The sequence below is a fragment of the Streptomyces sp. NPDC088732 genome (genome assembly GCF_044751205.1).
GTDB lineage: Bacteria > Actinomycetota > Actinomycetes > Streptomycetales > Streptomycetaceae > Actinacidiphila.
Genome location: NZ_JBIVLI010000039.1, coordinates 47,265 through 59,559, shown reverse-complemented (window position 1 = coordinate 59,559; position 12,295 = coordinate 47,265). Strand labels below are relative to the sequence as shown.

At 68.8% G+C, this 12,295-nt stretch carries 14 protein-coding genes and 1 pseudogene; 12 read left to right on the top strand and 3 right to left on the bottom strand.

Annotated features, from left to right (window positions below):
- Positions 1-304 precede the first annotated feature (304 nt).
- The gene (locus ACIP9H_RS40235) at positions 305-1,297 is read right to left on the bottom strand and encodes a zinc-binding dehydrogenase (RefSeq protein WP_401963914.1); all 993 of its coding nucleotides are present in this window, start codon (positions 1,295-1,297) and stop codon (positions 305-307) included.
- Positions 1,298-1,336: 39 nt separating this feature from the next.
- On the opposite strand from ACIP9H_RS40235, the gene ACIP9H_RS40230 reads away from it, so the two are divergent.
- Positions 1,337-1,735 (top strand): winged helix-turn-helix transcriptional regulator, encoded by a 399-nt coding sequence (locus ACIP9H_RS40230; RefSeq protein ID WP_401963912.1) that lies wholly within the window; start codon positions 1,337-1,339, stop codon positions 1,733-1,735.
- An 860-nt stretch (positions 1,736-2,595) separates the two neighbouring features.
- Here the strand turns inward: ACIP9H_RS40230 and ACIP9H_RS40225 are convergent.
- Together ACIP9H_RS40225 and ACIP9H_RS40220 are read right to left on the bottom strand one after the other, a co-directional pair.
- Positions 2,596-3,111 (bottom strand): hypothetical protein, encoded by a 516-nt coding sequence (locus ACIP9H_RS40225; protein ID WP_401963910.1) that lies wholly within the window; start codon positions 3,109-3,111, stop codon positions 2,596-2,598.
- Between the two features lie 378 nt (positions 3,112-3,489).
- Positions 3,490-3,792, bottom strand: a pseudogene (locus ACIP9H_RS40220) (hypothetical protein); the annotation flags it as partial.
- Positions 3,793-4,013: 221 nt separating this feature from the next.
- Here ACIP9H_RS40220 and ACIP9H_RS40215 point away from each other — a divergent pair.
- The 11 genes from ACIP9H_RS40215 (at position 4,014) to ACIP9H_RS40165 (ending at position 12,261) form a co-directional block, all read left to right on the top strand.
- Complete coding sequence (locus ACIP9H_RS40215) at positions 4,014-4,862, top strand: oxidoreductase (protein WP_401963909.1); 849 nt, start codon at positions 4,014-4,016, stop codon at positions 4,860-4,862.
- Positions 4,862-5,476: a TetR/AcrR family transcriptional regulator gene (locus ACIP9H_RS40210; RefSeq protein WP_401963908.1), complete on the top strand. Its 615-nt coding sequence runs from the start codon at positions 4,862-4,864 to the stop codon at positions 5,474-5,476. Before ACIP9H_RS40215 ends, ACIP9H_RS40210 begins: the two co-directional genes overlap by 1 nt.
- A gap of 322 nt (positions 5,477-5,798) precedes the next feature.
- Complete coding sequence (locus ACIP9H_RS40205; RefSeq protein WP_401963907.1) at positions 5,799-6,209, top strand: hypothetical protein; 411 nt, start codon at positions 5,799-5,801, stop codon at positions 6,207-6,209.
- Between the two features lie 590 nt (positions 6,210-6,799).
- Complete coding sequence (locus ACIP9H_RS40200) at positions 6,800-6,952, top strand: DUF6233 domain-containing protein (protein WP_401963905.1); 153 nt, start codon at positions 6,800-6,802, stop codon at positions 6,950-6,952.
- A 69-nt stretch (positions 6,953-7,021) separates the two neighbouring features.
- Positions 7,022-7,498 carry a MarR family winged helix-turn-helix transcriptional regulator gene (locus ACIP9H_RS40195; RefSeq protein WP_401597662.1) on the top strand — a complete coding sequence of 159 codons (477 nt, stop codon included), beginning with the start codon at positions 7,022-7,024 and terminating at the stop codon, positions 7,496-7,498.
- 159 nt (positions 7,499-7,657) lie between these two features.
- Positions 7,658-7,846 (top strand): hypothetical protein, encoded by a 189-nt coding sequence (locus ACIP9H_RS40190; RefSeq protein ID WP_401963903.1) that lies wholly within the window; start codon positions 7,658-7,660, stop codon positions 7,844-7,846.
- Positions 7,847-8,121: 275 nt separating this feature from the next.
- Positions 8,122-8,991 carry a GyrI-like domain-containing protein gene (locus ACIP9H_RS40185; protein WP_401963901.1) on the top strand — a complete coding sequence of 290 codons (870 nt, stop codon included), beginning with the start codon at positions 8,122-8,124 and terminating at the stop codon, positions 8,989-8,991.
- Between the two features lie 845 nt (positions 8,992-9,836).
- Positions 9,837-10,892 carry a PP2C family protein-serine/threonine phosphatase gene (locus tag ACIP9H_RS40180; RefSeq protein ID WP_401963899.1) on the top strand — a complete coding sequence of 352 codons (1,056 nt, stop codon included), beginning with the start codon at positions 9,837-9,839 and terminating at the stop codon, positions 10,890-10,892.
- Between the two features lie 199 nt (positions 10,893-11,091).
- On the top strand, positions 11,092-11,325 hold the full coding sequence (locus ACIP9H_RS40175; protein WP_401963897.1) for a hypothetical protein: 234 nt from the start codon (positions 11,092-11,094) through the stop codon (positions 11,323-11,325).
- A 397-nt stretch (positions 11,326-11,722) separates the two neighbouring features.
- Positions 11,723-12,091, top strand: coding sequence for an ArsR/SmtB family transcription factor (locus tag ACIP9H_RS40170; RefSeq protein WP_401963916.1), 369 nt, complete (start codon positions 11,723-11,725; stop codon positions 12,089-12,091).
- The gene (locus tag ACIP9H_RS40165; protein ID WP_401963895.1) at positions 12,088-12,261 is read left to right on the top strand and encodes a DUF6126 family protein; all 174 of its coding nucleotides are present in this window, start codon (positions 12,088-12,090) and stop codon (positions 12,259-12,261) included. Before ACIP9H_RS40170 ends, ACIP9H_RS40165 begins: the two co-directional genes overlap by 4 nt.
- Positions 12,262-12,295 lie beyond the last annotated feature (34 nt).

The window sequence follows — 12,295 nt, the reverse complement described above, 5'->3', positions numbered from 1 at the left end:
TGACGATGATCCGAGGTCCGGCGTGGCAGCGGATGAAGGTACAGATGAGCCATCCACGACCGCCGGCGAGATCAGCAATGCGGGGCCCGCCGGGGCTGGTGGAGGCGAGGGGGCGGACGGTGATCCCGTGCGGCAGGGAAGCGTCGGTGTCGATACCGCGGTAGTAGGGGTCCGGGGCAGTGGTCAGTTCCGCGCGGGCAGCCCGGGCCGAGTTGCCGGCCGTCGGTGGACATCGCGTCCAATTCCTGTCGCGCCCCGGCCGCCCAGTCCATCTGCCACGGCAGCCAAAAGCCCGGCTGGAGTACTAGCCCTGCGCAGAAGGCATCGGGGCCTGCAGCTCACCGTGTGCCACCTCCAGGACCGCTTTTCCGGGGATCCGACGCCCGCGCAGCGCCTCGGCTGCCTCATGGAAGCGGTCCCAGGATCCTTGCCAGCCGATCTCGACGGTGACGGCCCCCTCGGCGGCCAGCTCGGTGAGAACGGCCAGGTCTGCGCCGGTGTCGCCCTCGATGACGAACGAGGTCAGCGATTTGGCCGGGCCGACGGTCGCATACGGCGGAAAGACCGCCGGCTCCCCGGATGTCCAGCCGACGCTCTGCAGGCTGCCTCCGGGAGCGAGCACATTCCACGCCGCCACCAGCTGGGAGCCGCCGACGCTGTCGATGACCACGTCGACCGGTCGCTGGAGTCCTTCCAGTCCGATCAGCACCTCGCCGGCACCGGCCTCGGCCAGCCCCTCCCTGCGGGCGGCCGAGCCCACGGACGCGATCACATGCGCACCGGCCCGCGCCGCCAGCTGAACGGCGAACCGGCCAACTCCGCCGGAGGCGCCGGTGATCAGCACTGTCTTGCCCGGTCCGAGCCCGGCGGCCCGCAGCGAGCGCAGTGCGGCCACTCCGGCGACCGGCAGGGCGACCGCCTGCGCCGGTTCCAGGTTTTTCGGGATCTCGGCAAGCGCACCCACGTCGATCGCGACGCGCTCAGCGAACGCCCCCGAGGTCAGGGCCACCACCTGGGTCCCCACCGTCGGGCCGGTTCCGTCGGCCGCGACCTGAACCACTGCTCCGGCAGCGTCCGAACCCAGCACTGCACCCACGGGGAGGCGACCGGAGCGGGCGTCGTTGAGGTCGCCGTAGTTCAACGAGGCGTGAGAGACCTGCACCAGGACCTGGCCCGGCCCGGGGACGGGATCGGGAACCTCGGCGAGGCGGACAGCGGCGGGCGCGGACGGATCGACAACGAGAGCACGCACGGACATGTCTTCTTCCTTTGGTTCACGACGGGTTGCAGCATCCATCGTCGGTAACCTGGCTCGCCAGCGGAAGGAGGCACATTTATGTCACGCAGTCACACGCATGTCGCAGAGGCAGTGAGAGACGAAGCCTGCCCGGTCACCGAGGTACTCGACCGCGTGGCGGGCAAGTGGAGCATCGGGATCCTGATCGCCGCGGCCCACGGCCCGGTCCGCTTCACCGAACTGGAACGCGCCATCAACGGCATCAGCCGACGGATGCTCACCCTCAACCTGCGCAGGCTCGAGCGGGACGGACTACTCGTTCGCACCGTGTATCCGACCGTGCCGCCCAAGGTGGAGTACAGCCTCACCCCCATGGCCCGGGAGCTCCACACCTCACTGACCGCGCTGGTGGGATGGGCCGAGCGGCATCGGTCCGCGGTCGCCGAGGCCCGCGCCGCCTACGACACCGCGGCGGAGCAGGGACCCGACACCGACTGAACGGGCCCGGACCGGGCCGGTTCTCGACCCGGATCCGGTGTGCACCCGCGCGGCGGCAAACCGCACCGATTCCTCCGGATGCCCCGGCGAAAGCGGTCGGCCGAACCAGCCTGCACACCGCGTGCCGTCAGCCCTCCGGCTCCGGCACAGGTTCTGTGGTGAGGCCACGCCGAGTGAGTGGATCAGCTCGCGGGCGACCAATCCCGGTGGCGAGAACGAACCGCAGGTCAGTCCCGCGCCTCGGCTCCCGACCCCCTGCTGAGGAACTGCTTCGCCGCCTCAACCGCTTCTCCGTTGAAAACCCCCCAGCTCTCTTCCCAGCCGTCCAGGTTGTGCGCGCAGTGCACAAGGGGTTCCAGCTCCTCGGAGCAGCCGAGGTCAAAGGCGATGTCTGCCCAGATGAGATGGGTACCGGCCCGCTGGATCCAGGGATCCGTCGGCGATCCGACCGGCAATCCAGCAGTCCACCGCCCACATTGCGGCCCGGAGCCCCCCGCTCGGCTCGGCCGGCAGGCCAACCGTGACACCCTGCGGAAGACAGGGGACGTGGGGCCAAAGAGCGTGGACCATCTCGGGAACCTCGTCGTCCGGTCCCAGGCCGCCGTCGACGTACACCTGCGCGCCTTCGCCGCCCGGGCCGGGGTCACGCACCCGCGCTACGGGAAGCTACGGGCGGTGCACGAAGAGACCGCCGATCTCCTCGGACACGACGCGCCGGCTTGGAGCACGCTGTATGGCGGTACAGGTCGCAACCCCCGTAACGGATCCCGCCGGAGCACCCCCTTCTGCACAGCCCAGGAACGCAGCGCGGCGGTCGAGGAGCAGCGTGCGCCGGATCACCGATGATCCAGCGCACGCGGTCAGCTCGCCTTACACGGGTGTCGCCCCGCCCACACACCGATCTCCTGCCGGAGGTAGGCGGGGACGCACCATCGCGGCCGATTGAACCAGGCCACCAGCAACTGGAGGACCACGCCGACCACGAAAAGAACAAGCAACAGTCCAGCCGTGACAGCTGCCGCGGAAGGGCCCTCAGTCGGGCGTTGTCCCACACCGGCAATGATGAACATCGCCATCGCCGCCATCAAGGCCATGACGCCGACCGAGAAAGGAGCCCAACCGCGAACCAGCCCGCGGCTGACGTCGTCCCCGAACCGGAACACCCCTCGCCCCACAACCTGCTGGTAGTAGTCGGGATCCTTCCACAACCGCCGGGCACGCCAGACGGAAAAGCAGGCGCTGCCACCCCAGAAAATCAAAATCAAAATCCCCACACCATCAACTCCCACCAGAACCAGCCGCGATGACGCTGATGGCCGCGATCGGCACAGTAGCCGAACAACACCTGCAACAACACCAACGACCACGCTTCCCACCGCCCCTCCACCCCTCGAACAAAAAAGCCCACAGCCCGAACGCCCTCAACATGCAGTAGTTACGAACCCTTCGGGTCACCGGATGGACGCGTCACCCCAGGGTCGCGTCCACCACGCGTGCCGCCGCGCCATCACCACAGCCCTCGGTCGACGTCACGATTGCCGGACCCGGAGAAACCGGGCCGGCCACGACCCACTGCACAGCCCAGAAGCGCAACGCGGCAATCGTGGCGTCGTCGAGGCGTAGGCCGTGAAGGCCTGTCGGTCCACTCCGCGCCGGCAAAGTTGGCCTGGAAGTCATCTCGACGAAGCGACCCCGGACATGCCGACAGCCGAACGGGCATCCGGACGTTCACAACGGGCACACGCCCTCTCCATTCACGGCGCAACAGGACACCACAGGCGTCCGGGGACGCTCCCGTGCCGCTCCCGGAACGCACACGACACCCGAAACCGGCAAACCCGCCGCACGCCGGCCCACTGGTCCGGGGCGGCGGTGGCGATCACCGCACCATCGGGGCGCTCCGGGGTGGGTGGGCTGGGTCGCGTGTCGGGTGCGAGCGGCGGCCCAAGTGGTCTCCGGGCGACGGCCAAAGCTGCGGGCAGGTCGAGGCCGACGACGGTGATGCCGGGCATGGCTGCCATGTGTGCGGCGGTGCCGGGGCGGGCGCGGTCGGCCTCGCTGGGTGTCCCTGGGGTGATCGGGGTGCGGTTCTGGTCGACGGCATGGCTGCTGGGCCTTGGCGGCGCCAATTCGGGCGGGGCGGGGCACGCGGATGACTTTGAGTGCTCCACCCCGTGAGCACCGCCAGAATCTACATGCTGACGGTAAAAATCGACACCGTGTAGACTTTTTGGTGGAGGAGCGGTCCGGCTCCTCGCAAGACCTCTCTGGAGGAACAGTGCCAAAGCAGAACTGGCTCATCACCGGCGTCAGCACGGGCCTCGGACGTGCCTTCGCCAAGGCCGCCCTGGCCGCAGGCCATACCGTCGTCGGCACCGTCCGCTCCGAGGAGGACCTGCGGGCCTTCGAAGAACTCAGGCCCGGTACCGCTCACGCTCGCCTGCTGGACGTGACGGACGACGACGCCGTCCCCGGTGTGGTCGCGGAGGTGGAGCAGAGCGTCGGCGCTTTGGATGTCGTCGTCGCCAACGCCGGCTACGGCCTGGAGGGAACCTTCGAGGAAACCCCGCTGGCCGAGGTGCGGCGGCAGTTCGAGGTCAACGTGTTCGGGGCGGTGGCCACGCTGCGGGCGGCGCTGCCCCACATGCGCCGACGTCGCCGCGGACACCTGATGGCCGTCACCTCCATGGGCGGGCTCATGGCCGTACCCGGCATGTCCGCCTACTGCGGCAGCAAGTTCGCCCTGGAAGGCATCCTCGAGGCGCTGGGCAAGGAAGTCGCGCAGTTCGGCATCCACGTGACGGCGATCGAGCCCGGCTCCTTCCGCACCGACTGGGCCGGACGGTCCATGACACGCGCCGCGCGGACCGTCGACGACTACGACGGGTTGTTCACCCCCATCCGACAAGCGCGGCAGAAGGCCAGCGGCAACCAGCTGGGCAATCCAGCCAAGGCCGGGGACGCCCTCGTGCACATCACTTCGGTCGAGCGCCCACCGGCCCACCTCGTCCTGGGCTCGGACGCGCTGCGACTGGTCACCGCCGCCCGCACCGCCGTGGACGAGGACATCCGCGCATGGGAGGCACTCTCCCGTACGACCGACTTCGCCGACGGCGCGCAGCTCTGATGCCCGGCCACCACCCCGCGCGGAGCCGTCGCGCCGCCGAACGCAAGGGCGACGTCCGGGAGCGGGCCATCCTCGACACCTGCGAGGCCCTGCTGGCGCACAAGGGCTACGACGCCATGACCGTCGGCGACATCGCCCAGGGCGCCGGCATCACCCGCGGCGCGCTGTACTTCTACTACGGTTCCAAGCAAGAAGTGGTCACGGCACTCGTGGCCCGGACCGTCGAGCACCTGTGGGAGCGGTCGAGGGCCACCGCGGAGGCCGACGAGCCGCGCCGGGCCATCGCGGCAGCCATGCAGCGCACGGTCGAGCTGTGGAATGAGCACGGCCTGGTCATGCGCACGGCAATCGACCTGTCGTTGACCGTGCCGGAGATCGGCGAGCTGTGGAACCACACGGCTGACCTGTTCATCGCGGCCATCACCGCCGTCCTGGAACGCGCCGGCATCCAGGCCGGCGCCGCACCGGACCAGGCCCCGGCAATGGCACGCGCCCTGTGCTGGATGATCGAACGGACCTTCTACCACGCCTCACAGGAATCCCGCGAGAAGCTCCAAAACGCGTCGGCGACATGCGAACACATCTGGCTGACCATCGCCGGACTGACCACCTGAGGCATCCGCCATGGACGCGGTGAGGCACACAACCATGAACTTCCGGTCGGGCCCCGCTCCGTGAACGCCCGCCAAACGCGGGACCAGACCCAGCTCAACACCGAACAGCAGCAACGGCTCACCGCACTCGGCATCCAACCCACCCCAGCGGACGAGGGCGAACGCGCGGCATCCAAGGGCACGGCGCGGGAATCGGCAAGGCAGAGGAAGCCTTCCAACGCGGCCTGACAGTCCTCGCACAGTGGATCGAGCGGGAAGGAACGGGGCGGCCCGTACGCAGAGGACACGCCGAACCGACCAGCGTCGACGCCAGGAAGAGCCGGTGACCGCAAGGCTCGGCGTACGGATCTCCAACACCAAGCAGCGGCGGGACAAGCTCACCCAGGAGCAGTTGGACGCGCTGCGCGAGCTGGGCGTGGAGCGGGCGAAACTGCGTCCGTCAGCAGCCCTCCTCTCCCCCCTGACGGCGGAGACCCTCGACGACGGCCGGGCCCACCCGCAGGGCTCTCCAGCCTCGTCCGGACATAATCAAATCGGTCAGTGGCCCGACCGTCGGTACCCGGCCGCGGTTGAAGACGACCGCAACAAACAGCACCACTACCGGCAGCAAAGGGACGAGCGCAGCATCGGGCAGTCCAAGGACACCAGCGCCGCTCAGCCGACGTTGCCGGCTTCCATGGGCCGGCATCCCAGTCGCCTGCCACGCGGGCCCCGGCCTACTCACCGCCCCTGAGCACCTGGTCCGGCTGGATTCTCGCCCCCAGCAGGCCACACGGCATCGGCCACCCATTACCCGCCGTCACCGATCCACGCCAGGGCAGGCCCCTTGCGCATTCGAATGAGGCCAGAGGCACCTCCACCGGAGTGACGGCCGCGCACGCGCACCCACGCCACCAGAACTCACCACCCAACAGCGAGCTTGCACGAGTACTGCGCGCTGACATCACCGCCGCCGTCCGATGCCCAACATGGCCCCCACGCCCCGACACGGCAAGCCCGGACCCTCAAACTCACCGCCCAGAGAAACAGGCGGTACGTACCAGGACGGTGAACATCACCGGCGACCTGTCGCGCGCCCGGCCGACACGAGGTCAGCCCGCCCGCCGATGGGGCGCCTCCTGAGGATCCCGACCGGCCGGAGCACCGAGATGTCCTCCAGAAGCGCGGGATCGTCCACCGAGGCTCGATCACCGCACCCAGGCATTCGTCGCACTGGTAGTCACCGCCCGTCATCTCGGTCATGGTCTCCGCCGGCCCAGCCAGGTCGCAGCATCCCGCACACGTCACTGCCCTGTTTGCATCCGCCATGCATCCGACGGGCCGTTGCTGCTGGTGCATCGCGGGGACTGCGCGAGTGTCCGCCGCAGCCGTCAGGGGGTGGCGGCGGAAGAAGCGGGGCAGGTCCTGCAGCGGCCCGATGCCGCGCAGTACCCGGTGTGCCGGCCCGAGCGGGCCCTGATCGCGGCCCTGCAGTAGCTGCCGGCGGCCTCGCGCGTACTCTTCTCCCAACCCTGACACGACCAACCGAATGCGAGCCCTCGCCCCATGCCCACTTCCCCCTCGCAGAGCACGACCGACCTTCTGGACCGCCTGCAGTACGAAGTGGCGCTGTCAGCGCGGCGCGCGGAACAGACGCGGCTGGGCGGCGTCGGCACCGCCCGCAACTCCATGGACCGGGGCGCATACCTCCTGCTCCACCTTTTGGACAGCGACGGCCCGATGGGCGTGAAGGCACTCGCGGAAGGCATGGGCATCGACGCCTCCACCGTCACACGGCAGGTCGCGCCCCTCGTCGACAGTGGTCTCATCAAGCGCACCACCGACCCCGAAGACCGCCGCGCGGTCGTCCTCGCGGTGTCCCCGCGCGGCCACTTGCGCCTCGAGGAAATCCGCACCTCGCGCCGGCAGCTCATGGCCATCGCCACGCAGAGCTGGACTCCCCAGGAACGAGAGGTCTTCACCGACCTCCTCGGCCGTCTGCACGAGACGATGATCAAGCGCATGCGCCCTGGAGCCGTGTAGGCGGCTCACGGACTCACCAGGGCTGCTCGCGCCGCCTCGGATCGTCCAGTGGGCGGAGCTCCTGGGCGTGGCGGTGCCAACGGCCGGGGTGGAGGTCTACTTGCCGGCCCGCCCGGTTCGGCGAGCCACATGGCGGTTTCAGAGCCAATGCGCAGATCCATGCTGGTGGAGATCACTTCGCCTGGCGCGATGAGATGCGAGACACCCGTGGCCGCCGGTGTCTGGTGGGGCTCCTGGACGGCGTTCAGCACCGGGGTGCTGATGGTCGAAACCGTCGTTCTTGCCGACGTGGGAGATCCCGGGCTTCCTTGGCTTCCTGCCCCTTATGTGCTGCTCGTTGACGGGTGATTCCTTAACCGTCGGCCCGCCGAGGAGTTTTCGCCGCGGCAATGAACGGACCACGGTGACGAATGCGGGCCGGTGGCCGGCGGGCAGTGCCATGACCGAGCGCTTCAGTCGGCGGGTGAGCGTCGTTGCCGGCGGGCTGAGCCTTGCAGACGGAGCCCCTCAGAAGGCCCGGGGGTGTATCTGCTTGTCAGTCGGGGCGGATGATCGGATCGGTTCGGAACGGTCGGGTGCGGCTGGGGTTGCTGCTGCCAGGGTCGACATCGAAGGGAGGTCTCGTGATCTCGGCACTCAACCGGCTCGTCGATCTCGTCGAGGAGCACCTCACGGAGGATCCCGACGTACGCGGATTGGCACGGGCGCTCGGCACGACCGAGTACCACCTGCGCCGGATGTTCTCCTCGCTGGCAGGCATGCCGCTGTCGGAGTACATACGCCGGCGGCGTATGACCATTGCCGCCGCCGACGTCGTGCGCGGCGAGGGCGATCTGCTGAGCATCGCCGTCCGCCACGGATACGGCTCGAGTGAGGCGTTCGGACGCGCGTTCCGGGCAGTCCACGGCGCCGGCCCCGGTGACGTGCGCCGCGATGGAGGCCCCTTGCGCACACAACCGCAGCTCAGGTTCCGCCTGACCGTCGAAGGGAGCACCCCCATGGACACCCGCCTCATCGACCGACCCGCGTTCCGGCTCGTCGGACACGCAGCCCGGGTCCCACTCATCCACCACGGCGCCAATCCCCACATCGAGCGGCACATCGCCGCACTGCCGCAAGAGGAACACCTACGGCTGAAGGCTCTCGGCGACACCGAACCCGGAGGCCTGCTCCAGGTCTCCGACGACCTCGACCCCGACGGCGAGGAGGGCAGCGAACTGACCTACCTCCACGGCGTCGCCCTCACCCACGACACGGCAGTCCCGAACGACCTCGACAGCATCGAGGTGCCCGCCGGGAGGTGGGCAGTCTTCCGCACCAGCGGACCACACCCTCAAGCCCTGCAGACAACGTGGGCGGCAACCGCGACCGAGTGGTTCCCCTCCAACCCGTGGCGACTGCGACCGGGCCCCTCGATCGTCGCGATCCTCGAGCGCGCGGACGACTTCAGCACCACGACCTGCGAACTGTGGCTGCCCGTCGAACCAGCCTGACCCACCACCGAACACGGCTGAACGCTTCAGTCTGCGGATTCCGCCGACTGAAGCGCTCGGTCACAGACCGAACACCTGCTGCAGGTGGGCCGTCGGGGCCTTGCACGACCGTGGCGTGTTCCCCGGCCTCCACGGGCCCGGTCGCCGGATTCCCGCACCCGCCGGATGAAAGAAAACGGCGTGGTCGCCTCGGCGTCCGAGCCCGAGCGGGGGCGATGACCGGCTCGGCACCGCTTCGATCTCGTCGGAGTGGGCTTTGCGGGTGCGGTCTCCGGAGCGGGCCACAGCAGGATCACGCCGGCGATGACGGCCGCGCACACGAGGGCTCACCGCCGGACGTGATGGGCGGCGTCTGCAAAAAGCCCTGCTCCGAGTCGGCCCGTCAGCGGACGGTTCTCATGGCGCCGTTGCACCTGACAGATTCTGGTTCTCGTGCAGGGATTCGTCGACTGCGCAGGGTTGTTCGACCCAGATGGCCTTTGCCTTCGAGTGGTGGCGGGTACCCCAGCGCTGGGTCAGTTGAGCGACAATGAACAACCCCCGGCCGCCCTCATCGAGTGCAGGACCGCATCGAAGGTGCGCAGAGATCGTGCTGCCCTCGGTGACCTCGCAGGTCAGGCACTCGCCCGAGCGAATCAGACGCAGACGTACCAGCGACTTCCAGCACCACGCGGCCGCCGCCTCCCGTGTCGGCCGCCCCGCCGGGCCGGCCGTCCCCCGACCGGCGGCCAGCATTGGCCGGCCGCTGCGAACCCGGAGACCCTTGGAGGCGCAAGAGGTGACCGGGACGGCGGGAGTGGCCAGTGGCGGGCGTCGGTCCGATCAGCGCGAAACAGCCGGTTGAAGTGTCACGCTTCGTCCGATGGCTGCCCGCCGTGCTGCTGATCTGCGGCTTCCTCGTCGACTACTTCGCCCCCGTGCAGTTCAGCGGCGCCGCGTTCTACTCCGTGGCACCCATGATCGCCGCGGCACTGCTGTCCCTGGACGGAACCATCCTCATCGGCCTGTGTGCGATCGCGGCCGACGCGGTGGCCCTGGGGCATTTCGGGCTGCTGGCCACCTGGGGCGGCATCAGCGAGCTGCTGTCGATCACCGCGGTCGCCGTCGCATCCATCCTGATCAACCGGCTCCTACTCCGGCGCGAGATCCGGCTACGTGCGGCCCGAAGCATCACCGCCACCGTGCAACGCGCCGTCCTGCCCGCACCACCCGAACGCGTCGGGCCGCTGCAGATCGCCGCACGCTACGAGGCCGCCGAGCGGGAAGCAAACATCGGCGGAGACCTCTACGCAGTCCAGACCACCCCCTACGGGCTGCGCTGCATCGTCGGCGACGTCCGCGGCAAGGGAATGGACGCCGTCGGAGCCGCCATCGCCGTCCTGGGAAGCTTCCGCATGGCGGCCGACGAAGAACCCACGCTCGCCGGCGTCGTCGCACACCTGGACCGGACCCTGTACCGAGGAGCCCAGCGAGCAGCCACCGCGAAGAACCTGGGCGAGTGGTTCGCCACCGCCGTCATCGCCGAATTCCCGCCCGGCGCCACGGAAATGCGCCTGATCAACCGCGGCCACCCCGAACCCTTCCTCCTCCACGCAGGAACGGTACGCGCCATCGAGCCCACCCAACCCGCCGTCCCACTGGGCATGGGCCTGGGCAACGGCCCCGACCAGACCGACACCGTGACCTTGCCCCCCGGATGCACCGTGCTGATGTGCACCGACGGCATCCACGAAGCCCGCAACCGGCACGGAACCTTCTACGACCCGCACGCCCGCCTCCCCACGATCCGCTTCTGCACACCCAACGAACTCCTGCGCAAAATCGTCGACGACGTCCACCGGCACACCGAAGGCCCCCGCCAGGACGACACAGCACTCCTCGCCCTCACCCACACCCCATAGACCAAGCGGTCGCAAATACACCCGTTCCAGCCTCTCCCACCGCAAAGAACACTGCGGCAGCCGCGGCGCATCCTGCGCCCGGGCCAGCCATGGAATCGCGTTGAGGGGAACGGGCCCGCCTGTCCCGCCTCTCGAAGCGATGACGGACAGCTGTTAGAGTTGAAGAATTCTTCAATTCTCTACTTTCTGGAGTAGTCACGTGGTGTGGGAGCGTGGGCTCGGCGCGACTGGCGGCTTCATGGAAGCCCTGCGGCAGCGCGTGTGTGAGGCGCGTGCCGCTCTTGAGGCAGCAGTGCGGATGGACGACCCCTACGCCGTGGCCGTGGCGCAGGACGACCTTGACGACGCACTGCGGATAGCCCGCGACCACGGCATCGATGTCGGGCGGGATCTTGGCCCGGAGCAGTCGCGGGACAGTCCGGCCGGGAGCTGAACCATGCGACGCGTGCCGTCAGGGGCACATGCCCGCGGGAAGAGGCCGGCGGCCCGAGGGGGAACGGCCACGGCTCCGACAGCCTTCGGGTTCTCGCGAGGCACGTCATGCGTGGATGCCGTGGTGCCGATCGTGTGCGATCTCGTCGCCATGCCCCGCGTCATGCCGCCGAGCGGTCACCGACCGTAGCAGTACGCCCTCGCCACGGACCGGGATCGCCTACCGCGGCACGCCGAGCGTCTGGCCAACCCAATCAAAAGGGGGTGGTAGGACCACCCCTGGCCGACCAGCGGCGCCCGACACCTGCGGCCGGCCCTACGCCTCAAGTCATCACACCATGGAGTTAGAATTGAAAAGTTCTTCAATTGACAACCAAGGGAGGGCTGGAGTGGTCGCGGTGCAGGTTCCTCTCTATCAGGCCAAAGCAGAGTTCTTCCGAATGCTCGGGCACCCCGTGCGCATCCGTGTCCTGGAGCTGCTGCAGGACGGCCCAAGGCCCGTACGTGAACTTCTCACCGCCATAGAGATCGAGCCGTCGAATCTCTCCCAGCAACTGGCGGTGCTGCGCCGCTCCGGCATCGTCACGGCCACCCGCAACGGAACCACCGTGGTGTACGCACTGGCGGGCGGGGACGTGGCGGAACTGCTGCGGGCCGCCCGCCGGATCCTGTCGGAGTTGCTCGTCGGACAGCAGGACCTCCTCGCCGAGCTGCAACAGCCCGACGCCGGAGCTGTCGAGGCGCGGGTGCCGGGAGAAAACAGATGAGCGACGGGGCCGAAGCCCCGGACTCCGCACCCTCGGGCACCGACGTGAACAGCGAAAAGTACAAGCAGAAGGCAGTCCTCCTTCGCGTCCTGGTCTACGTCTTCGTCACGCACATCATTGCCGGATTCATCATCCTGCTCTTCTACTTGGGGCAGCACGCCCCGAAGTGACCACCGAGGTACTCGTGGACCATTGCCGCCGCAC